24 protein-coding genes are annotated in these 21,070 nt (G+C 72.2%); 8 read left to right on the top strand and 16 right to left on the bottom strand.

The features are described 5' to 3' along the window. Entirely contained in the window at positions 1 to 1,632 is a 1,632-nt protein-coding gene (locus tag MB828_RS35930) for an amidohydrolase (RefSeq protein WP_301651836.1), read from the top strand. 178 nt (positions 1,633 to 1,810) lie between these two features. Then, complete coding sequence (locus MB828_RS35935) at positions 1,811 to 2,842, top strand: 7-epi-alpha-eudesmol synthase (protein ID WP_046733902.1); 1,032 nt, start codon at positions 1,811 to 1,813, stop codon at positions 2,840 to 2,842. Between the two features lie 99 nt (positions 2,843 to 2,941). Here MB828_RS35935 and MB828_RS35940 read toward each other — a convergent pair whose 3' ends face one another. The 5 genes from MB828_RS35940 to MB828_RS35960 are packed head-to-tail and all read right to left on the bottom strand — an operon-like array spanning position 2,942 to position 7,340. Further along, the gene (locus MB828_RS35940; RefSeq protein ID WP_301651837.1) at positions 2,942 to 4,183 is read right to left on the bottom strand and encodes a cytochrome P450; all 1,242 of its coding nucleotides are present in this window, start codon (positions 4,181 to 4,183) and stop codon (positions 2,942 to 2,944) included. Further along, positions 4,180 to 4,785, bottom strand: coding sequence for a GTP-binding protein (locus MB828_RS35945; protein ID WP_046733904.1), 606 nt, complete (start codon positions 4,783 to 4,785; stop codon positions 4,180 to 4,182). Before MB828_RS35945 ends, MB828_RS35940 begins: the two co-directional genes overlap by 4 nt. Then, positions 4,766 to 5,137 carry a DUF742 domain-containing protein gene (locus MB828_RS35950; protein WP_046733905.1) on the bottom strand — a complete coding sequence of 124 codons (372 nt, stop codon included), beginning with the start codon at positions 5,135 to 5,137 and terminating at the stop codon, positions 4,766 to 4,768. The genes MB828_RS35945 and MB828_RS35950 overlap by 20 nt, the downstream gene beginning before the upstream one ends. Next, complete coding sequence (locus MB828_RS35955; protein WP_046733906.1) at positions 5,134 to 5,544, bottom strand: roadblock/LC7 domain-containing protein; 411 nt, start codon at positions 5,542 to 5,544, stop codon at positions 5,134 to 5,136. The genes MB828_RS35950 and MB828_RS35955 overlap by 4 nt, the downstream gene beginning before the upstream one ends. A 5-nt stretch (positions 5,545 to 5,549) precedes the next feature. After that, positions 5,550 to 7,340, bottom strand: coding sequence for a sensor histidine kinase (locus tag MB828_RS35960; protein ID WP_301651838.1), 1,791 nt, complete (start codon positions 7,338 to 7,340; stop codon positions 5,550 to 5,552). A 348-nt stretch (positions 7,341 to 7,688) separates the two neighbouring features. On the opposite strand from MB828_RS35960, the gene MB828_RS35965 reads away from it, so the two are divergent. Further along, positions 7,689 to 8,051 carry a DUF1304 domain-containing protein gene (locus MB828_RS35965; protein ID WP_046733908.1) on the top strand — a complete coding sequence of 121 codons (363 nt, stop codon included), beginning with the start codon at positions 7,689 to 7,691 and terminating at the stop codon, positions 8,049 to 8,051. Continuing rightward, a complete protein-coding gene (locus MB828_RS35970; RefSeq protein WP_301651839.1) occupies positions 8,048 to 8,614 on the top strand; it encodes a TetR/AcrR family transcriptional regulator in 567 nt (188 codons plus the stop codon). Before MB828_RS35965 ends, MB828_RS35970 begins: the two co-directional genes overlap by 4 nt. A gap of 101 nt (positions 8,615 to 8,715) precedes the next feature. On the opposite strand, the gene MB828_RS35975 is transcribed toward MB828_RS35970, so the two are convergent. Both MB828_RS35975 and MB828_RS35980 read right to left on the bottom strand, forming a co-directional pair. Then, positions 8,716 to 9,822 (bottom strand): NAD(P)-dependent alcohol dehydrogenase, encoded by a 1,107-nt coding sequence (locus MB828_RS35975; protein ID WP_301651840.1) that lies wholly within the window; start codon positions 9,820 to 9,822, stop codon positions 8,716 to 8,718. Between the two features lie 25 nt (positions 9,823 to 9,847). Then, positions 9,848 to 11,305, bottom strand: coding sequence for an aldehyde dehydrogenase family protein (locus tag MB828_RS35980; RefSeq protein WP_301651841.1), 1,458 nt, complete (start codon positions 11,303 to 11,305; stop codon positions 9,848 to 9,850). A 104-nt stretch (positions 11,306 to 11,409) separates the two neighbouring features. Here MB828_RS35980 and MB828_RS35985 point away from each other — a divergent pair, with 104 nt between their 5' ends. Both MB828_RS35985 and MB828_RS35990 read left to right on the top strand, forming a co-directional pair. Continuing rightward, positions 11,410 to 11,838 (top strand): MarR family winged helix-turn-helix transcriptional regulator, encoded by a 429-nt coding sequence (locus MB828_RS35985; protein ID WP_301651842.1) that lies wholly within the window; start codon positions 11,410 to 11,412, stop codon positions 11,836 to 11,838. Positions 11,839 to 12,054: 216 nt separating this feature from the next. After that, positions 12,055 to 12,447: an anti-sigma factor antagonist gene (locus tag MB828_RS35990; protein WP_301651843.1), complete on the top strand. Its 393-nt coding sequence runs from the start codon at positions 12,055 to 12,057 to the stop codon at positions 12,445 to 12,447. Positions 12,448 to 12,505: 58 nt separating this feature from the next. Here MB828_RS35990 and tuf read toward each other — a convergent pair whose 3' ends face one another. The 3 genes from tuf to MB828_RS36005 form a co-directional block, all read right to left on the bottom strand. Next, positions 12,506 to 13,699: an elongation factor Tu gene (gene tuf, locus MB828_RS35995; RefSeq protein WP_046733914.1), complete on the bottom strand. Its 1,194-nt coding sequence runs from the start codon at positions 13,697 to 13,699 to the stop codon at positions 12,506 to 12,508. A 65-nt stretch (positions 13,700 to 13,764) separates the two neighbouring features. Beyond that, positions 13,765 to 14,721 carry a ribose-phosphate diphosphokinase gene (locus MB828_RS36000; RefSeq protein ID WP_301651844.1) on the bottom strand — a complete coding sequence of 319 codons (957 nt, stop codon included), beginning with the start codon at positions 14,719 to 14,721 and terminating at the stop codon, positions 13,765 to 13,767. A gap of 60 nt (positions 14,722 to 14,781) precedes the next feature. Beyond that, positions 14,782 to 15,498 (bottom strand): SDR family oxidoreductase, encoded by a 717-nt coding sequence (locus MB828_RS36005; protein ID WP_301651845.1) that lies wholly within the window; start codon positions 15,496 to 15,498, stop codon positions 14,782 to 14,784. 76 nt (positions 15,499 to 15,574) lie between these two features. Between MB828_RS36005 and MB828_RS36010 the strand changes: the two genes are divergently transcribed. Both MB828_RS36010 and MB828_RS36015 read left to right on the top strand, forming a co-directional pair. Beyond that, a complete protein-coding gene (locus MB828_RS36010) occupies positions 15,575 to 16,399 on the top strand; it encodes a helix-turn-helix transcriptional regulator (protein WP_301651846.1) in 825 nt (274 codons plus the stop codon). Positions 16,400 to 16,596: 197 nt separating this feature from the next. Next, on the top strand, positions 16,597 to 17,229 hold the full coding sequence (locus MB828_RS36015) for a DUF4230 domain-containing protein (RefSeq protein WP_420855427.1): 633 nt from the start codon (positions 16,597 to 16,599) through the stop codon (positions 17,227 to 17,229). A 22-nt stretch (positions 17,230 to 17,251) separates the two neighbouring features. Here MB828_RS36015 and MB828_RS36020 read toward each other — a convergent pair whose 3' ends face one another. From MB828_RS36020 to MB828_RS36045, 6 genes are read right to left on the bottom strand one after another with little or no spacing between them, the layout of a single operon-like run. After that, the gene (locus MB828_RS36020) at positions 17,252 to 19,012 is read right to left on the bottom strand and encodes a complex I subunit 5 family protein (protein WP_301651847.1); all 1,761 of its coding nucleotides are present in this window, start codon (positions 19,010 to 19,012) and stop codon (positions 17,252 to 17,254) included. Further along, positions 19,012 to 19,359, bottom strand: a complete 348-nt coding sequence (locus MB828_RS36025; protein WP_301651948.1) for a sodium:proton antiporter — start codon at positions 19,357 to 19,359, stop codon at positions 19,012 to 19,014. The genes MB828_RS36020 and MB828_RS36025 overlap by 1 nt, the downstream gene beginning before the upstream one ends. A gap of 22 nt (positions 19,360 to 19,381) precedes the next feature. After that, positions 19,382 to 20,122 (bottom strand): MnhB domain-containing protein, encoded by a 741-nt coding sequence (locus MB828_RS36030; RefSeq protein ID WP_301651848.1) that lies wholly within the window; start codon positions 20,120 to 20,122, stop codon positions 19,382 to 19,384. Further along, positions 20,119 to 20,373 carry a Na(+)/H(+) antiporter subunit B gene (locus MB828_RS36035; protein WP_046733921.1) on the bottom strand — a complete coding sequence of 85 codons (255 nt, stop codon included), beginning with the start codon at positions 20,371 to 20,373 and terminating at the stop codon, positions 20,119 to 20,121. Before MB828_RS36035 ends, MB828_RS36030 begins: the two co-directional genes overlap by 4 nt. Further along, the gene (locus tag MB828_RS36040; protein WP_133022733.1) at positions 20,366 to 20,818 is read right to left on the bottom strand and encodes a monovalent cation/H+ antiporter complex subunit F; all 453 of its coding nucleotides are present in this window, start codon (positions 20,816 to 20,818) and stop codon (positions 20,366 to 20,368) included. The genes MB828_RS36035 and MB828_RS36040 overlap by 8 nt, the downstream gene beginning before the upstream one ends. Then, positions 20,815 to 20,997, bottom strand: a complete 183-nt coding sequence (locus MB828_RS36045) for a hypothetical protein (protein WP_046733923.1) — start codon at positions 20,995 to 20,997, stop codon at positions 20,815 to 20,817. Before MB828_RS36045 ends, MB828_RS36040 begins: the two co-directional genes overlap by 4 nt. Between the last annotated feature and the right edge of the window lie 73 nt (positions 20,998 to 21,070).

Below are 21,070 nucleotides of genomic sequence, written 5' to 3' on the forward strand. Positions count from 1 at the left end.
ATGCACGCAGATCTGCTCTTCACCGGCGGGCCCGTCCTCACCCCGGAGGGCCCGACGGCGACCGCCGTGGCCGTCACCGGTGACCGCGTCACGGCCGTCGGGCACGACGAGGTGCGGGCGCTGGCGGGGCCCCGCACCGAGGTGGTCGACCTCGCCGGACGGCTGCTGCTGCCCGGGTTCCAGGACGCGCACGTCCATCCGGTGCCGGCCGGGCTGGAGCTGGCCCAGTGCGACCTCACCGGGCTGCGGACCGCCGAGGAGAGCGTGGCGGCCGTACGGGCCTATGCCGAGGCTCATCCGGAACGGGAGTGGATCCTCGGCGGCGGCTGGTCGATGGAGGCCTTCGAAGGCGGTACGCCGACGAGGGAGCTGCTGGACGCCGTCGTACCGGACCGGCCGGTGTACCTGCCCAACCGGGACCATCACGGCGCCTGGGTGAACAGCCGGGCGCTGGAGCTGGCCGGGATCGACCGCGACACGCCGGACCCGGCCGACGGGCGGATCGAGCGGGACGCCTCCGGCGCGCCGAGCGGCACCCTCCAGGAGGGGGCCATGCAGCTGGTCGGCCGCTTCGCCCCGGCGGCCACCGCGGCGGACCGGCTCGCGGCGCTGCTGCACGCCCAGCGGTATCTGCACGCGCTCGGCGTCACGGCCTGGCAGGACGCGCTGATCGGCGACTTCCTCGGCATGGACGACCCGGCCGGGGCGTATCTCGCGGCGGCCCGGGACGGTTCGCTGACCGCGCGGGTGGTCGGGGCGCTGTGGTGGGACCGGGAGCGTGGCGCCGAGCAGATTCCCGAACTCGTCGAGAAGCGGGACGCGTTCAGCCACGGCCGGTTCCGGGCGGGCACGGTGAAGCTGATGCTGGACGGGGTCGCGGAGAACGGCACGGCCGCACTGCTCGACCCCTACCTCGACGCGTGCGGCTGCGCCACCCGCAACCGGGGCAAGAGCTTCATCGATCCGAAGCGGCTTCCCGGGTACGTCACCGAGCTGGACGCGCTCGGCTTCCAGTGTCACTTCCATGCGCTGGGCGACCGGGCGGTTCGCGACGCGCTGGACGCCGTCGAGGCGGCGCGGACCGCCAACGGCCTCCGCGACACGCGGCCCCACCTGGCGCATCTCCAGGTCGTGCACCCGGCCGACGTACCGCGCTTCGCCCAACTCGGCGCCACCGCCAACATCCAGCCGCTGTGGGCCGCGCACGAGCCGCAGATGGACGAGCTGACCATTCCCTTCCTGGGCTCCGAACGGGCCGGGTGGCAGTACCCGTTCGGGTCGCTGCTGCGCTCCGGGGCGCGGCTCGCGGCCGGCAGCGACTGGCCGGTCAGCAGCCCCGACCCGCTCCAGGGCGTCCACGTGGCGGTGAACCGGGTCGAACCGGGCGGCGACGCGCCGGTGTTCCTGCCGGAGCAGCGGCTGAGCCTGGCGGCGGCGCTCACGGCGTACACGGCCGGATCGGCGTACGTGAACCACCTGGACGACACCGGCCGGGTGGTGGCCGGGGCGCTCGCGGACCTGGTGGTCCTGGACCGCGATCCGTTCGCCGGGCCCCCGGAGGACCTCGCGGACACACGTGTCGCGCACACATACGTCGGGGGCGCGCGAGTGTACTCGGCTCAGGAGGCGTGAGCAGTAACACACATCACGGTGGGGTCACGCGTAGATCATTTACGCTCTGGGCAGCCTCGTAGCGCTTCACGGCTCAACTTTCGAGCCACGAAGGCCAGTTCGAGTGCACGGGTGGCCGACAGGCCACCCGTACGCAGGGACGGGGGGACTCTGCGCTCTGTCTCCCGAAAGGAAACACATGCCTCAGGACGTCACCTTCGACCTGCCCTTCGACACCCCCGTGAGCGAGCATCTGGAGCACGCGCGCGCCCGTCACCTGCGCTGGATCTGGGACATGGACCTGGTGCGGAGCAAAGCCGGGTTCGAGGAGTACAAGTCGTGGGACCTGCCCCAGGCGGCCGCCCGGACCTATCCGCACGCCTCGGCCGAGGACATGGTCGTCCTGATGAACTGGTTCTCGCTGGCCTTCCTGTTCGACGACCAGTTCGACGCGAATCGGCCGGACCGCGCCGACCGGATCGCCGACGTCGCCCGTGAACTGATCGTCACCCCGCTGCGCCCGGCCGGGATCAGGCCCCGCGTGGTCTGCCCGATCACGCTGGCGTGGGCGGAGGTCTGGCAGCATCTCTCGGATGGCATGTCCTTGACATGGCGGACGCGGTTCGCGGCCTCCTGGGGCCGGTTCCTCGTCGCACACTGCGAGGAGGTCGACCTGGCGGCCCGCGGGCTGGCCGGAACGCTCGACCTGGACGAGTACGCGGCGTTCCGGCGCCGTACCGTCGGCATCCACCACAGCATCGACGCGGGCGAGCGCAGCCGCGGCTTCGAGGTGCCGGCCCAGGTGCAGGCGCACCCGCTGATGGAGCGGATGCGGGACCTGGCCGCGGACACCATCGGGTTCATGAACGACATCCACTCCTTCGAGCGGGAACGGCGCCGCGGCGACGGCCACAACCTGATAGCGGTGCTGCACCGGGAGCGGGGCGGCTCCTGGGAGGACGCCATGAAGGAGGCGTACCGGATGACCACCGCCTGCCTCGACGAGTACGTCGAACTGGAGGGGCGGGTGCCGCGCATGTGCGACGAACTCGGTCTCGACGAGAAGCAGCGGGACGACGTGCGGATGGGGGTGGAGGCCATCCAGCACTGGATCAACGGCAACTACGTCTGGGCGCTGACCTCGGGCCGGTACGCGGCGGCCAAGGAGGGCCCGGCGGTCGCGGCGGAGCGGGCCGGGCAGGGCTCGGTGGACGACCTGCTGGCCGTGTGAGACGCCGACGGCCTGCCGGCTTGCGAGGCGCCGAACGGCCTGGGGCCGCCGTCCCTGCGGACGGCGGCCCCGGGCCGTTCTGCTGCCGCTTCCTGACGCTCAGACCGGGAACTCCACCGGCAGGCTGTCCAGCCGGGACTCCCAGGTGGAGGCCGTCGAGGTGAGTTCGTCGGCGGGGACCGCGAGGCGCAGTCCGGGCAGCCGGTGCAGCAGGACGTCCACGGCCGTCTCGATGATGCCCTGGCCGATGTTCTGCCCCGGGCATTCGTGCGGTCCGGCGCTGAACGCCAGGTGCGACTGGTTGCCGGCCACGGAGGCCGCGAGGTCCGGACGGATCACCGGGTCCACGTTGCCGGCGGCGAGCCCGAGGAGCAGCATGTCGCCCTCCTTGATGGCCCGCCCGCCCAGCTCCAGGTCCGAGGTGGCGAACCGGCCCGGCAGCACGGCCAGCGGCGGGGTGTTCCACATGACCTCCTCCACCACGGAGGACATGTTCAGCTGGCCGCTGACCAGACCCGAGCGCAGGGCGTCGTCGGTCAGGACGATCTCCAGGACCCGGGCCAGCAGGTTGCTGGTGGTGGTGTGGGCGGTGATCAGCACCAGCCGCAGATGCTGGACGATCTCGTCGTCGTCCAGACCCGAGTGGTGGGCGATGAGCCCCGAGGCGAAGTCGGAGCCGGGCTCCGCGCGCTTGCGGGCGGCCAGTTCGGCGAGGATCGAGACGATCTTCTCGTTGTGCGCGAGGGCGTCCGCGCCGCCCTTGATGACCTGCGCGCTGGACTCGGCGAGCGTGCGCCCCTCGCTCTCGGCGAGTCCGAAGACCCGGGTGAGCACCAGCATCGGCAGGTACTCGGCGAAGTCCGTGACCAGGTCGGCCCGGCCGCTGTCGGCGAAGGCGTCGATCTGCTTGTTGGCGAAGTGCGTGACGTGGCGGCGGATGCCGCGGCCGGCCACCTTCAGCAGGTTGTCGGTGACCGCACCACGCAGCCGGCGGTGCGGTTCGCCGTCCTGGGAGACGCAGTCGGGGCGCCAGCCCACCATCTGGATCAGGGGCGAGGTCTCGGAGACCTTCCCGTCCAGCCAGTCCCGCCAGATCCGCGAGTCACGGCTGAACTGGAGCGGGTTGTCGAGGACGCGCCGGTTCTCCCGGTAGCCGAGCACCAGCCAGGCGGGCACGTCGCCCTCGACCAGGATGGGCGCGACGGCGCCGTACACGTCCCGCAGCCGCTCGTAGATGCCGTGCGGGTCCTTCTCCGCGTCGGGCCCGTACAGGCGGGTGACGCCGGTGCCGTGGGCCACCGGGCAGCCGCCCCCGGCGCCCGGATCGTGCGGCGCGCTCATCGGGACTCCAGGGCCACGGCCGAGCGCTCCTGAAGGTGCTGGATGAGCGCGACGAGCACGTCCCGGCTGGAGGCCCGGTCCCGGGCGTCGCAGGCCACGATCGGGGTGTGCGGGGAGATGTCGAGGGCGTCCCGGATCTCCTCGACGGGGTGCTGCGCGGAGTCCGGGAAGACGTTCAGGGCGATGACGAAGGGCACGTTCTGCCGCTCCATCTCCTCGATCGCCCGGAAGCTGGAGGCCAGCCGGCGGGTGTCCACCAGGACGATCGCGCCGAGCGCCCCCTTGAACAGCCCGTTCCACAGGAACCAGAACCGTTCCTGCCCGGGGGTGCCGAACAGGTACAGCATCAGGCTCTCGTTGAGGCTGATCTTGCCGAAGTCGAGGCTGACCGTGGTCTCGGCCTTGTCCGCGACACCGATGAGGTTGTCGACGCCGACGGTCGCCTGGGTGAGCGTCTCCTCGGTGGTGAGCGGCTTGATGTCGCTGACGGAGCGGACCATCGTGGTCTTCCCGGTGCCGAACCCCCCGGCGATCATCACCTTGACCGAACGGGTCCCCCCGGCACCGGGGTCGCCGGGATGGTCAAAGCCTTTCAAGTCCACTGAGTACCTCCTGGAGGAGCGCGAGGTCGGGCCCGCGTCCGGCGTGGTGCGCCGGAATGGGATCACGGGCTTCAATACGGCCTGCGTCCAGCAGATCCGCCAACAGCACCGCGAGAATGTTGAAGGGCAATCCGAGATGAGCGGTGAGTTCGGCCACCGAGAGCGGATCGCGGCAGCGCCGGACTATCTCCTCGTGCTCGTGCTGCATCCCCGGGACCGGGGCGGCGCGGGAGACGACGAGGGTGGCCACGTCGAGGCTCGACGCCGCCCCGCCCGGTCCGCTGCGCCCCCCGGTGAGGACGTAGTAACGCTCGAGACCGGAGGGGTCCGTGGGCCGGCGGGGAGCACTCATCCAGAGTGCTCCTCCAGGCGCGGAGAGGTGCCGAGCAGCTCGCCCATCCGCCGGGACAGGTCCCTCATCTGGTGGCCGAGCAGCCCCTGGTCGAGCCCTTCACGGGCGAGGACCCCGAGATACGTCTCCACACCGGCCCGCACGACGAAGAGGTGACCGCCGTCGACCTCGATCATCGCCAGCCGCAGCTGCCCCGCGTACTTGGGGAACTGCTCGGCGACCGGCTGCGCGAGCGCCTGCAGCCCTGCCACCACGGCCGCGAAGCGGTCCACGTCGTCGGGGTCCTCGGCGCCGAAGGAGGTGATGGCCTTGCCGTCGCTGGAGGCCACGAGGGCGAAGCGGATCTCCGGGATGCTCTCCACGAGATCGCGGAGCGCCCAGCTCACGTCGGTTCCCTGTTGCGTCATGTGGACTAGTCGCTCTCTTCAGTGCGGTGCTCCGTGGCCTCGCGTCCGGCGGCGGCGTCATCGGCGCCGGCCGGGGTCGCGGGTGCCACGACGTCTTGGTCTCCGGTCAACTCGGCCTCGCTGTCCGCCTCTTCGTCGGCCACGGGCGCCCGGCCCGCGGTGGCGAAGGCGGCCAGACCCGCGAAGGACTCCTCGGGCGGGACCGCGGTGAACGCGGCGCCCTCCGCACGGACCGTGCGCGCCTCGGGCTGCTCCTCCTCCGCGCGGCGCCGGCTGCGCCGCCGGGGCAGTCCGCCCGGGGTGGTGTCCAGGGCCTCGCCGGACTCCGGCTGGCTGACGGGTTCGACGACGACCGGGCCCTGTGCCTGCACCGGGGACGCGGCGGCGGGGGCGGCCGCCACGGGTGCCGGCGCGGCGGGGGCCACGGGCAGCGGGCTGAAGTACTTGTGCGGGACCACGACGACCACCGAGGTGCCGAGCCAGGGCGAGTCCGCGAAGGTGACCCGGATGCCGTAGCGGCGGGCGAGGATGCCGACGACCCGCAGGCCGATGTTGGCGTCCTCGGAGATGCCGCCGATACCGGGTCCGGCCGCGGTGCCGGCCAGGGAGTGCTCGGCCTCGCGCTTCTTCTCCTCGCTCAGGCCCTTGCCGGAGTCCTGGATCTCGATGCCGACACCGTTGGGCACCTCCTTGCCGGAGACGAGGACCGGCTCGGTGGGCGGCGAGTAGCGGGCCGCGTTGTCCAGGAGGTGCGAGAAGATCAGCGTGAGGTGGTCCACCAGACCGCCGTCGACGCCGAGTTCGGGCAGGTGCCGGACCTCGACGCGGTGGAAGTCCTTGATCCGGCCGATGCCGCCGCGCACCACGCTGAGCAGTCGCTGGGGCTCCTGCCACTGCCGTCCCGGACGGTCCGAGCCGCCGAGCACACCGATGCTCGCGGCGAGCGAGTCGGCGGGGCCGAGCTCCTGGTCGAGCTCCATGAGCCCGCGGGCCACGGCGGGCAGCCGGCCGTGCTCGCCCTGCATCTCGTGCAGCCGGCCGCGCAGCTTGCTGGTGAGGACGTGGATGCGGTTGCCGATGCTGATGACGGCCTGTTCGGCGGAGGTCGAGCGGTTGAACTCCTCCTCCACGCCGATCAGCGAGGTGCGCAGGATCCGGCGCAGGTCGGCCTGGAGGTCCTTGTCGACCTTGGCGCACTGCTCGGTCACCGGCAGCAGGTCGTCGATGGCGTCGCCGTCCCGCAGCCGCTTCAGCGCCTGGGGCAGCTGTTCGTCGGCGAGCCGGGAGATCGCGGCGCGCTGGTGCCCGGCCTGCTCCTGCCAGGCCTCGGCCTGGTCGGCGAGCCGGGCCTCGGCGGCCTTCAGCTGGTCGGCGAGCCGCTCCTCGTACCCCCGCGCCTGCTCGGCCAGTTGGGCGTCGTAGTGAGCGGTCTGCTCGCCGAGCCGGGACTCGAACGCGGCCGCCTGCTCGTTGAGCTGGCCCTCCAGCGTGGCGCGCTCGGCCGAGAACTTCCGTTCCAGACCGGAGACGTGCTGCTGCCACTGCTGGGAGTGCTCGGCCTGCGAGCTGCGGAACGACCCTTCCGCGCTGCGCAGTTGACGCTGCGAGCGGATCAGCAGTCGTACACACACGAAGCTGGCCGCGGTGGCCGCGGCGCCGGCGACGGCCGCGGTTATTCGCTCGGAGCTCATGAACGTGGCCGCGACCGTCCCTCCCCCTAAGGCCAGCGGCATCAGCCACCAGCTGTACCAGGCAACAGGGGCCCGCGCCGCCGGCGGCGGAGTGGCGAGTTCCATCTGCATCCTTCGAAGCAACACAATCGAACAACAGCGAACAAGGGCAGTGTGCGAAGGCCGCACTCATGAGCACACACAGCGGGACGGACCCTCCGTGGGGTGCGTCAACTCGCTGTGACGGAATGGAGCTTATCGGGTTTGAACCCGAAAGGATCAACCTCGGCAAGCAGAGGAAGTGAGGGTTCCGTCACGCTCCGACAGTTGGCGGCAAAGCAACAAATACCCATCCCCGCACGGGACTTGTCGACTTGTACACCCTCGGCCCCCTACTGCGGGCCCTCGGGATCCACTGGACACCTGTCCAGCTATAGTGGACACCCGTTCAAGAGTGGGGAGGGTCCGCCGATCATGGAAGTCCTGGCGAACGTGCTGGTCGGGCTGGTGGCCGCGTTGCACGCGTACATCCTGGTGATGGAGATGTTCCTGTGGCAGAAGACGCCCGGGATGCGTTTCCACGGCTTCGACGCGGAGCTGGCCCGGCGGACCGCGCCGCTGGCCGCCAACCAGGGGCTCTACAACGGCTTCCTGGCGGCCGGCCTGGTGTGGGGACTGGTGGCGGCCGACCCGACGGGCTTCGCGGCGCAGGTGTTCTTCCTGTCGTGCGTGGTGGTCGCGGGGGTGTACGGCGCGGCCACGGCCAGCCGGCGGATCCTGTTCGCGCAGGCGCTGCCCGGCGCGCTCGCCCTGGCCGCCGTGCTCGCCGCCCGGTGACCGGCCGGCCGGCCGCGGAGGACCCGCGGGCCGCCCGCACCCGGGCACGGCTGCGGGCGGCCCTCCTCGCGGAGTGCGCCGAACGGCCGCTCGCGGAGGTGGGCGTGGCCGCGCTGGTACGCCGGGCCGGCGTCGGGCGGGCCACGTTCTACGTCCACTACGACGGCCTGGAGGCGCTGGCGGTCGACGCCTGCGCCGACGTCGTACGGGAGGCCGTGGACGCGCTGCACGCCTGGCGGGGGCGGCCCGATCCGGTGCACGCTCCCCCGGCGCTGCGGGAGTTCTTCGCGGGACTGGTCCCGCACGCGGCGCTGTACCGGGAGCTGCTCGCGCCCGGTGGCGGCGGCCCGCTCGGCCGGGTGCTGCACCGGGACCTGCGGGCGCGCAGCCTGGCCGAGCGGGAACTGGTGGGGGCGGCGGACGCCCCGCTGGTGGCGTCGGCGGTGGCCGCCACCTTCGCCGGGGTGCTGGCCGACTGGCTGCACGGCCTGCTGGAGGCCGGTCCCGGCGAGGTGGCTGACCAGGTGTGGCAGTTGCTGGTGGCCCTGCACATGAGCCGTTGACCGGCACCGGGGCCCGCGGCCGGCTGGCCCCGGCGGCCCGTGGGACGGTGGACCGGGTCAGGACGGTGGAGCGGGTCGGTGGACCGGGTCGGTGGACCGGGTCAGAAGGTGAGCACGGGCTTGATCGCCTTGCCCGTGGTCATGTCCTGGACGGCCCGGTCGATCTCGGCGAACGGGTAGGTGCTGATCAGCCGGTGCAGCGGCAGCCGCCCCTCGCCGACCAGGCGGACCAGGGCCGGGATGAACGCCTGGGTCTCGCTGTCGCCCAGGGTCAGGCCGACGATCCGCTTGCCGGCCAGCAACCCGTTGACGTCCAGGGCCACTTCGGTGCCGAAGGGCGGGGCGCCCACGACGACCAGGGTGCCGCGGGCGGCGAGGGCGTCGACGCCCTGGCGGAGCACGCCGGTGTTGCCGGTGGTCTCCACGACGCCGTCGGCGCCCGCACCGTCCGAGATCCGCCGGACGGCGTCCGGGATGTCCTCCCGGGTGGCGTCGACGGTGTGGGTGGCGCCCAGCTCCCTCGCGAGTTCGAGCCGTTCGGCCACGCGGTCGACGGCGACGATCGTGGTGGCGGGGGTGAGCGCGGCCGCCATGACCGCCGAGAGGCCCACCGCCCCGGCGCCGAGTACGACGACCGTGCTGCCGGTGGCCGGCTCCAGCACGTTCCACACGGCGCCGACCCCGGTCTGCACCCCGCAGCCGAGCGGGGCGACCGACTCCAGCGGGACGTCCGGGTCGACCTTGACGAGGCTGCGCTCGTCCGCCAACGCCCGTTCGGCGAAGGAGGACTGGCCGAAGAAGTGGCCGCCGAGCGACTCGCCGTCCCGGCTGACGGTGGCGGTGCCGTCCGCACGCCGGCCGCCGATCAGGTTGAGCGGCAGCCAGGTGGCGCAGTAGGCGGGATGGCCGCCGCGACAGTTGCGGCAGTCGCCGCAGGAGGTGAAGGACAGCACCACGTGGTCGCCGGGGGCGACGGAGGTGACGGCCGAGCCGACGGCCTCCACGACACCGGCGCCCTCGTGACCGAGGACTCCCGGCAGCGGGAAGGGCAGTCCGCCGCTCGCCAGGCCGAGGTCGGTGTGGCACAGACCGGTGGCCACCATCCGGACCAGCGCCTCGCGGGGCCCGGGTGCGTCGAGTTCGACGTCGGTGAGGGTGAAGGGTGCGCCGCCGGACTCGACCACGGCGGCTCGGGTGGTGATGGGCATCGTACGAACTCCTGGTCCCCGGGGCTCAGTCGAGCGAGACGACGACGGACTTGACCTTGGTGTAGGCCGCCAGGGCCTCGGGGCCGTACTCACGGCCGAAGCCGGAGGCCTTGACGCCGCCGAAGGGGACGGCGGGGTCGAGCATCGCCCAGTCGTTCACCCAGACGATCCCGGCCTGGAGACGGGCGGCGACCCGGTGGGCGCGGCCGAGGCTGCCGGTCTGGATGCCCGAGGCCAGGCCGTACGGTGTGGAGTTGGCGAGGGCGACGGCCTCGTCCTCGGTGTCGAAGGGCTGCACCGTGAGGACCGGGCCGAAGATCTCGTCCTGGATCACCCTGGAGTCGTTCGGCAGGTCGGCGACGACGGTCGGCCGGTAGTAGAAACCGCCGTCCAGGTCGAGGCGTTCGCCGCCGCAGACGATCCGGCCGCCCTCCTTGCGGGCGAGTTCGACGTACTCCTCGACCTTGCGCAGGTGCTTCTCCCCCGCCATCGGGCCGACCACGGTGGCCGGGTCGCGCGGGTCGCCGACCGGGACGCCGGGGACGGCCTCGGCGAGGATGCCGAGCAGGGTGGCGTAGACCGGGCGGGCGACCAGGAGCCGGGGGCCGCCCATGCAGAACTGGCCGGTGTTGAAGACGAAGGCCTTGATCACCGCGCCGACGGCCTTCTCCAGGTCGGCGTCCTCGAAGACCAGGTGGGCCGCGTTGCCGCCGAGTTCCACGGTGACCGGCTTGAGGGCCTCGCCCGCCGTGCCCGCCACGTGCCGGCCGATGGCGGTGGAGCCGGTGAAGGCCACCTTGTCGACGCCCGGGTGGCGCAGCAGGGCCTCGCCCGCGACCGGTCCGGTGCCGGTGACGACGTTGACCACCCCGTCCGGGACGCCCGCCTCCTTGAACAGGCGGGCCATGTACAGGGCGCTCAGCGGGGTCTCGTCGGCCGGCTTGTGGACCACCGTGTTGCCGGCGGCGAGGGCCGGGCCGATCTTCGAACCGGCCAGGATCAGCGGGAAGTTGAAGGGGGTGATGGCCGCGACCACGCCGACCGGTTCGCGCCGGGTGTACGCGAGGGCGTTGAGCGGGACGTCGCGGACGGCGCCGTCGAGGGAGTGTGCGAGGGCCGCGAAGTGCTCGTAGTCGTTGGCCGCGTTGGTGACGTCGACGGCCCTGGCCAGGGTGATCGGCTTGCCGACGTCCAGGCTCTCCAGGGCCGCGATGTCCTCGGCGTTCTCCCGGATCAGCTCGGCGATCCGGTGCAGCACCCGGCCGCGCTCCCGGCCGCTGAGCCCCGGCCACTCCCCCGCGTCGAAGGTCTCCCGCGCGGCGCGCACGGCGGCGTCGACGTCGGCGGCGCCCGCCTCCGCGACCGTGGTGACCACGCGGCCGGTGGCGGGGTCGGTCACCTCCGTCCGGCCCCCGTCGGCGGCCTCCCGCCACTGTCCGCCGATGAACAGCCGCCCCGGTCCGGTCTCGAAGGTGGTCGTCATTGCCCACTCCCAGCGTTGATCGCTTAGCCTTCAACAAACAGGATTCCTGTTGGTCCGCAGTCTGATTACAGACAGGATTCCTGTCAATGGTCTAGGGTGCACGCATGGTCGGTACAAAGACACGCCCCTCGCTGCTGTACATGGTCAAGCAGGTGGAGCTGGTGGTGCGCTCACACCTCGACGAGCTGGTGCGGCCCGCCGGGATCACGGCGTTGCAGTACACGGCCCTGACCGTCCTGGAGCGTCATGACGGCCTCTCGGCCGCCCAGCTGGCCCGGGACTCCTTCGTGACCGCCCAGTCGATGGCCGACCTCGTACGGTCACTGGAGGGCCGGGGGCTCGTCCGGCGGGAACGCAATCCGCGCAACCGGCGGGAGCTGCTGATCCTGCTCACCGACGCCGGGCGCGAACTGCTCGCCGGGGTCGCCGGGCAGGTGCGGGAGCTGGAGGAGCGGATGGTCCGGGACCTCACCGCGCATCAGGAGGAGCAGTTCCGCCAGGCGCTCGGCAAGGCGTGGCACGCGCTCTCGTAGCCGAGGCGGCCGGACCGCACCGCCTCGCCCTGCGGTCCGCCGGCCCCGCGGTACCGCTCCCACGTGCGGGTTCTCCGACTGTCGCGCACGCCACAGAAAATGGCATGCCGAAGCGGCAGACATATGTCAATCGAACATGCTCAAATTCCCTCCATCGAGGGTAACTTGCAAGGCGGGGAACGGAATTGACCGGCAGGGGTGGGAGGTGATGCCGTCGTGCGCCAGGAACCCCGGCAGGATCCCGCGCCGCTCACCCGGCACCTGCGCGTCCACCAGGAGCACGGCCACACGGTGCTGGAGTTCCGGGGCGAGATCGACATCGCGGCGGCCACGGAGATCGCGCCCCACCTGGACCGGGTGACCGCGCGGAACGGTTCCCGGGTGGTGATCGACCTGCGGCACGTCGAGTTCTTCGACTGCTCCGGGCTGCGACTGCTGTACCGGGCCCGCAGCCGGGTGCTGGAGCGCGGCGGACAGCTCCGGCTGGTGTGCACGCACCCGCTGACCCTGCGGGTGCTGAAGGTGACGGGCCTGTCCGGGCTGCTGCCGCCGCTGGCGACGCTGGACGCGGCCCTGGGCCTGCCCGAGGCCACGTCCGGCACCCTGTGAGACCGCCTGCGGCCACTGCTGCCGGCGGCTGCTGCTACTTGAGGATCCTCTGCTACTGCTACTTGAGGATCCTCGTGACCTGACCGGCGCCGACCGTCCGGCCGCCCTCGCGGATCGCGAACTTCAGGCCCTCCTCCATGGCGATCGGCTGGATCAGCTGGACGTTCATGGTGGTGTTGTCACCCGGCATGACCATCTCGGTGCCCGGCGGCAGGGTGACGATCCCGGTCACGTCGGTGGTGCGGAAGTAGAACTGGGGGCGGTAGTTCTGGAAGAACGGGGTGTGCCGGCCGCCCTCATCCTTGGCGAGGATGTACGCCCGGGCCTCGAACTCCGTGTGCGGGGTGACCGACCCGGGTTTGATGACGACCTGCCCGCGCTCGACCTCGTCCCGCTTCACCCCGCGCAGCAGCAGCCCCACGTTCTCCCCGGCCCGGCCCTCGTCCAGCAGCTTGCGGAACATCTCGACGCCGGTGACCGTGGTCCTCGTCTTCTGCGGGTGGATGCCGATGATCTCGATCTCGCTGTTGACCCGCAGCACCCCGCGCTCGATCCGGCCGGTGACGACCGTGCCCCGGCCGGTGATGGTGAACACGTCCTCGATCGGCATCAGGAACGGCCGGTCCACGTCCCGCACCGGCTCCGGTACGAACTCGTCCACGGCGTCCAGGAGTTCGAGCAGGGCCGCGGTCCACTGCGGATCGCCCTCCAGGGCCCGGAGCGCGGAGACCTTGACCACCGGGACGTCGTCGCCGGGGAACTCGTACTCGGTGAGCAGTTCGCGCACCTCCAGCTCCACGAGCTCCAGGATCTCCTCGTCGTCCACCATGTCGGTCTTGTTCAGGGCGACGACGATGTACGGCACGCCCACCTGCCGGGCCAGCAGGACGTGTTCCTTGGTCTGGGGCATCGGCCCGTCGGTGGCCGCGACCACCAGGATCGCCCCGTCCATCTGGGCGGCCCCGGTGATCATGTTCTTGATGTAGTCGGCGTGGCCCGGGCAGTCGACGTGCGCGTAGTGCCGGCGCTCGGTCTGGTACTCGACGTGGGCGATGGAGATGGTGATGCCGCGCTGCCGCTCCTCGGGCGCCTTGTCGATCTGGTCGAACGGCGTGAACGGGTTGAGCTGGGGGTACTTGTCGTGCAGCACCTTGGTGATGGCCGCGGTGAGTGTGGTCTTGCCGTGGTCGATGTGCCCGATGGTGCCGATGTTCACATGCGGTTTGGTCCGCTCGAACCTGGCCTTCGCCACTGGGGGCCTCCTGATCGCCTCGGTGCCGCCGAGCGCGGGTCAGCGCTACAACTCCTCCTTCCTGTCTAGAGGCTGCGCGGCTCTTCGAACAGGGCGCTCACGGACTCGCCGTTGTGAATACGGCGTACGGCCTCGGCCAGCGCCGGGGCGATGGACAGGATCCGCAGCTTGTCGGTGTGCTCTTCGACGGGCACCGGCACCGTGTTGGTGCAGACGATCTCCAGCACGTCGGGCTGCTCGGTCAGCCGCTTCAGGGCGCCCGCCGCGAACAGCCCGTGCGTGCAGGCGATCCGGATCGACCGCGGCGGGCCCAGCTCCCGCAGCCGCTCCAGGAGTTCGATGACCGTGCTGCCCTTGGCGATCTCGTCGTCGAGCACGATCACGTCCCGGTCCGCGACCTCGCCGATGACCGAGCTGATGACGACCCGGTCGTCGGCGAACCGCTGCTTGGCGCCGGCCGCCACCTGCGCGCCGATCAGCCGGGCGAAGGCGGCGGCCTCCTTGGCGTTGCCGAGGTCCGGCGAGACGACGGTGGTGCGGGTGAGGTCGTACCGCCGGAAGTGCGCGGCCAGCTCCCGCAGCGCGTGCAGATGGTCGACCGGCACCGAGAAGAACCCGTGCACCTGCGGGGCGTGCAGGGTCATGGCGAGCACCCGGCTCGCACCCGCGGCCACCATCAGGTCGGCGACCAGCCGGCCGCCGAGCGAGATGCGCGGGGCGTCCTTCTTGTCGGAGCGGGCGTAGGAGTAGTGCGGCATGACGACGGTGATCCGGCCCGCCGAGGCGCCCCGGGCCGCGTCGCACATCAGCAGCAGCTCCACCAGGTGCTCCTGCACCGGCCGGACCAGGGGCTGGATCAGGAAGACGTCCCGCTCCCGGCAGTTGGCCTGGAGCTGTACCTCCAGACAGTCGTTGGCGAACCTGCTGACCCGGGTCGGGCTGAGCGGCACCCCGAGGTGCGCGCAGACCTCCTCGGCCAGCTCGGGGTGGGCGCTGCCGCTGAAGACGGCGATGTCTCGCACGATCCGCTCCTCGCATGATCAATACGGGCCTACGGCCTCATGCTACGGACCGTGCCGCTCTCACCACGGCACGGGTGTGCCGTCCCAGGAGAAGAACCCGCCGGTCGGACCGTCGTCGGGCAGCAGCGCCAGCCGTACGGCACCACGGGCGCCCTCGGCCGGATCGCCGCCCCGGCCGGCCAGACCGGGGACCAGGTCGGTGGCCCGCGCCCCCGGGGCCAGGGCGTTGACCTTGATGCCGTCCGCGGCCAGTTCCTGGGCGTACAGCACGGTCAGCGCGTTGAGGGCGGCCTTGGCGGAGCGGTAGGCGGCGGACCTGGGGCTGCCGGGCTCGAACTGCGGATTGGGGTGGGTACTCCAGGTGAGGGAGGCGGCGCCACTGGAGACGTTGACGACGCGCGGGTGGGCGGAGCGGCGCAGGGCGGGCAGGAAGGCGTTGGTGACCGCGACGACGCCGAAGACGTCGGTCTCGTACGTCCGCCGGAAGTCGGCGACGGCGGTCTCGCCGGGCGGGCCGACCACCGGCTGCACGCCCGCGTTGTTGACCAGGACGTCCAGGCGGTCCACGGCGGCCGCGGCCCGCTCGACGCTGCCGGGATCGGTGACGTCGAGGACGAGGAGCCGCGCGCCGGAACCCACCTCGGCGACGGCCCGCGCGCCCCGTCCGGCGTCCCGCGAACCCAGGTGGACTAGGAAGCCCTCCGCCGCGAGCAGCCGGGCCACATGGAAGCCGATGCCCTTGTTGGCACCGGTGACGAGTGCTGTGCGATCGTTCATGACAGCCACGGTTCCCCGGCCGCGTCCGCCCTGCCAGGGACCACCTGTACCAGGCGGACCGGGAAGGCGGCGCTCGGTGGCGCGGCAGGAACTGGCCCGCTTCCTGCGGGAGCGCCGGGCGGGTCTGCGCCCGCAGACGGTGGGTCTGCCGGCCGGCACCGCCCCGCGCCGCACTCCGGGGCTGCGGCGCGAGGAGGTCGCCGAACTGGCCCACATGTCGGTCGACTACTACACCCGTCTCGAACAGGCCCGTGGTCCCCGCCCCTCCCCGCGCGTGCTGGACGCCCTGGCCGGCGCGCTGCGGCTGGCCCCCGCCGAGCGCAGCCACCTCTTCCGGCTGGCCGGCTCGGCGGCGCCGCCGACGGGCGCCCCGACGGTGGGGCGGGTGCGCCCGCACGTGGCCGGGCTGCTGGAACGGCTGCCCGGCACCGCGGCGATCGTCACCGACGCGGCCTACGGACTGGTGGCCTGGAACCCCCTCGCCCAGCTGCTGCTCGGCGGTGACCTGGGACGCGGGACGACCAACCTGGCCCGGCGCCGCTTCCTCGGCCAGGGCCGGATGCCCGTGAGCTCCACCGCCGAGGAGTTCGGCCACGTGGTGGTGGCCCGGCTCCGGCGGGCCGCCGACCGCTATCCGAACGACGCGCGGCTGGCCGCGCTGCTCGCCGAACTGCACAGGGACAGTGAGGAGTTCCGGTCGATCTGGGTGACGCACCCGGTGCACGCCCCGGGTCACCGCGCCAAGGTCCTGGACCATCCGGAGCTGGGGCGGCTGCGGCTGAACTGCGATGTGCTGCTGGTACCGGAGGACGACCAGGAGGTCGTCCTCGTGACGGCCGACCCGGGCTCGCCGTCGGCGCGCCGGGTCGCGGAGCTGGCGGCACGCGCAGGGGTGCGGTGACGTCCGTCCGGTCACTTCACGCACACGCGTGTACCAGTACTGCGTCAGCTGTCTCAATCAGCCAACAACACGGTCTGGCAAGGTGTTTGGCGGGCATTCGTGTCCTTGGAAAGGAGGACCGTCACATGGCGAGTTCCACCAAGGAGAGCAAGGCGAGCTCCACGCAGGAGACGCCCGTCAAGGCCCGGCCCCGGCGCATGCCCGGCTGGGCGAAGCTGCTGAGCGCGTTCGTGCTGGTGCTTGTGGTGCTGTTCGCCGGGATCAAACTGGCGGTGCTGCCGGGCATCAAGGACCTGTTCGGCACGGAGACCCGCGACAACACGGGGCCCGCGCTCCTGAAGTCCATCCAGGACATGAACCGTTACGACGCCGCCTCGGGCAACTTCCAGGTCGTGGTGGACCTGGAGAAGGACGCGAAGTACCTGCCCAGCGCGATCCGCGGCACCCGCACCCTGTACGTCGGCGCGGGCACCGTCGACGCCTACGTCGACCTCGGGCAGCTCGGCCAGAAGGACGTGACGGTCAACGGCGACCGTACCGAGGCCACCATCCGGCTGCCGCACGCGCAGCTCGGCAAGGCCGCGCTGGACGCCGACCACTCCTACGCCGTGTCCAAGCAGCGCGGTCTGCTGGACCGGCTGGGCGACCTGTTCTCGGACAACCCCAACAGCGAACAGGCGGTGCAGAAGCTCGCGGTGAAGCACATCTCGGCGGCGGCCAAGGACAGCGGTCTGACCAAGCGCGCCGAGACCAACACCACCGGCATGCTGGAGGGGCTGCTGCACTCGCTCGGGTTCACGGAGGTGCACGTGTCCTACGGGACGGTGTGACGGTCCGTCCGGCACCCCCGGCTCAGCCGCCCAGCACCCCCGGCAGGGCCAGGGCGCCGAGCACCGTGGCGCCGACCAGCAGCCAGGCCACGTAGTCCCCGACGTGCCCGGACTGGAGCCGGCGCAGCGGCAGCGCCCAGTTCGGGGCCGCCAGGAGTCCGGGGCGGACGACGGCGACCGCGGCGAGGCCCACGGCGAGGAGGCTGGAGAGGCAGCCCAGCAGGACCCCGGTGGACGTCCAGTGGACGTCCACCGGGGTCCTGCCCGTTCCGGCCGCCGCGACCGCGCGGGACACCACCGCGGGGAATCCGGGGGCGACACCGACGGCGAGGGCGCCGGCCAGCAGGACGGCGGGTACGAGGATCATGGTGACCGGGATCCGGTCCAGCCTGCCCGCCGTCTCCGGCTCCTCGTCGGCGCCGGTGGTCTCGTACGCGGTGCCCTTGGGCGGCGGGGCGCCGAGGCCGAGGAAGACCCGGGCGGCCACCCGCAGCACCGCGCCCGCCGTGACCGCCGACGCCAGCACGAACAGCACCGTGAGCGGCCCGCCGACCGCCTCCTCGGAGACCGCTTTGCCGATCCCGGTGCCGAACGGCGGCAGGCCCGCGAGGGCCAGCCCTCCGATGCCGAACAGGACACCCACCGTGCGCAGGTCGCGGCCGCGTCCGTGCAGCGCGCGTTCGTCGACGTTGCCGTAGCGGTCCAGCAGGATGCCGGTGCAGGCGAACAGGGCGGCCTTCACCCCCGCGTGCCCGAGGAGGTAGAGGGCGGCCCCGTCGTCGCCCTCCGGGGTGAGGACGCCCAGGGCGGCGAGGAACAGCCCGGTGTGGGCGATGGTGGAGTTGGCCAGCAGCCGTTTGATGTGCCGCTGGTGCCAGCACATGACCGCGCCGACCACGGCCGTGAGCACCCCGAGGACGACGAGGGCCCGCTCCAGGTCGGCCGCCGGGATGCCGCCGGGTCCGGCGAAGATCGTGCCGTACACCCGCCACACGCCGTACGCGCCGAGTTCCACCATGACCCCGGAGAGCAGCATGCACACCGGGGTGGGGGCGACGGCGTGGGCGTCGGGGAGCCAGAGGTGGAAGGGGACGGCGGCGGCCTTGACCAGCAGCGCGGTGAGCACCAGCACGAACGCGGCGAGGACCAGCGCGTCGGGGCGGCCGTGCGCGTCCAGACCGCGGCCGATCCTCGACATGGCCAGTTCGCCGGTGCGGGCGTAGAGCAGTCCGATGCCCGTCAGCATCGCGTACGCGCCCAGGGAGTTGACCACGCCGAAGGTCAGCGCGCCCTGCACCGCCTTCGCCTCGTCGATGCGGAAGCCGGTCAGCACGTAGGCGACCACGCTCATCAGCTCGAAGAACACGAACATGTTGAACAGGTCGCCGGCGATCGCGAACCCGCACATGCCGGCCTGGAAGGCCAGCATCAGCGCCGGGTAGGAGCCGGCGTGGCCGCGTGGCGGCTCCTCGAAGTAGTGCCAGGAGTACACCAGGGCGGCGAGCGTCAGCAGGGAGACGAGCGCGGCCATGCCGAGGGACGGCCCGTCGCCGATCACCACGATCCCGACGCTCTGCCCGTGGACCGGCCGCCAGCCGCCCACCCACTCGGTCAGCGGGGGCGAGGAGTTCAGCAGCAGGACCAGGGCGAGGACAGCGGTGGCCGCGCAGACCGCGCAGGCGAAGCTCTCGGCGACGACCCTGGGCAGCCGGCGGCCGGCCGCCACCAGCAGGGTGGCGCCGAGCAGTGGACCGGCCGCGAGCAGCGGAAGCAGGTGGTGCATCAGCCGCGCAGCTCCGTCAGTTCGTCGGGGTCGACCGTGCCGTGCCGCTTGGCGATCTGGAGGACGAGCGCGAGCAGCAGCGCGGTGACGGTCGCGCCCACCACCACGTCGGTGAGGGCGAGGGCCTGCACGACCGGGTCGACCAGCGGCCGGGCGCCCGGCTTCAGGTCGGAGAAGACGGGCGCGGTGCCGCCGTCGCGGTAGCCGACGGCGAGCAGCAGGACGTACGTCGACGACTGGACGACGGCCAGACAGCCGACGGCATGGATCAGGTTCCGGCTGGTGGCAAGGCCGTAACAACCCGTCAGGAAGATCCAGACGGCGATCAGGTACGGGAAGACGTGCATCACGGAGTGCGTCACTGCGGGCTCAACTCCCCTTCTCCTCCTCGATCTCGACGGCCTGGTCGAGGAAGCGGGCGAGCAGCACCACGACCGCGCTCGCCACCTCCATGCCGATGGCCGCGTTCAGCAGGGGGACCGTGCCGCCGGACGACAGCGTGTTGAAGGTGCCGTACGGCAGCAGGGTGTTGGCGAGGAAGGCGGTGCCGGCCAGCACCCCGGCGAGGCCGAGGACCAGGTAGGAGCAGGCCGCGAGGGAGTCGGTGACCTCGAAGACGCCGATGGGCCGGACGCGTTCCAGGGCGCCGTAGTCGGCGCCGAGGTACAGCAGGTGCAGCGCGGTCGCGGCGACGACCCCGCCCTGGAAGCCGCCGCCGGGGCTGAGCTGGCCGTGCGCGATGACGTACAGGCCGGTGACCAGGGCGACGGGCAGCACCAGCAGGGCGTACCTGCGGACCGGCAGGGCCACTTCGGTGGGCTCCGGGCGGTCCCGGTGTTCGTCCCGGTTCTGGCGGAGCAGGACCACGCAGCCGAGGACGGCGGCGAAGAGGATGCTCATCTCGCCGAGGGTGTCGTAGGCGCGCTGGTCGAAGTTGACGGAGGAGATGACGTTGGCGGTCCGCCGGGCGAGGGAGGCGCGCACGGCGCGGTCCCCGTACGGATGGCTGCCGCCGCCGAAGCCGGGCAGGTCGAAGCAGGCGGCGACCAGCAGCGCCGCCAGCCCCGCCCCGCCGACCGCCAGCACCCAGAGCCTGCAGGAGCGGCTCACTTCCCGCCTTCCTTCCCGCGCCGTCGCACCTTGCGCACCGACAGCATGATCAGCAGCGGGGTCAGCGCCGAGCCGACGGCGAGCTGGGAGAGGCCCACGTCCGGGGCCTGGAGCACGGTGAACACGACGCCGAGGAACAGGCCGAGCAGGGACAGGACCAGAGCCTGGCGAGCCGGGTCGCGGACCGCCACGGCCGCGGTCGCCGCGCCCGCGGTCAGCAGCAGTGCGACGACGATCACCGCGTCAGCCACCGCGCACCCCCTGGAAACCGCCGGACAGCGCCCGGGAGGCGACCAGGTTCCCACCGATCAGCAGCGCCCCGACGACCAGGAGTTTCACCATCGCCCGGCTCGGCCCGGCCGCCACGCACAGGGCGACCACGACGGCCGCGTCCACGCCGACCGTCGTCCAGGTCAGGCCCCAGGCAGCGGCCCGGTCGCCCGCCAGGTCGTCGGCGAGCAGCCGGGCGAAGACGAGGGTGCCGACCGGGCCCAGCACGGCCAGCAGCAGGCCGAGGTCGACGTAGGACGTACGGTCGTAGCCCTGGGCGAGCAGCAGCAGGCTGGCGCAGACCACCGAGGTGGACAGGTTCTGGGCGACCACGCGGCGGCTCAGCGGTCCGGTGGCCACCCCCCACAGGGCGGTACCCGCTCCCCCGGCCAGCAGCACGGTCGCCGCGAGGATCCAGCCGTTCACCGCCAGGTCACCGCCCGCCGGCCGGCCCGCGCCACCAGCGCGCCGATCGCCGCCACGCTCGCACCGACGATCCGCTCCAGGGTGTCGACGGTGCTGATGAACACCAGCCAGAGCAGGGCCAGCGCCACCCACCAGGCCAGTAGTTCGGCCGCGGCGGCGAGCGCCGTACGTCCGGTCATACGCCGCCTCCTCGCCGGCCGTGCGACGCGATGTCCGATTCGTCGCTTCTTCGCCGCTTGTGCATCCAAGCAT

Source organism: Streptomyces arenae, assembly GCF_022343545.1.
GTDB classification, from domain to species: domain Bacteria; phylum Actinomycetota; class Actinomycetes; order Streptomycetales; family Streptomycetaceae; genus Streptomyces; species Streptomyces humi.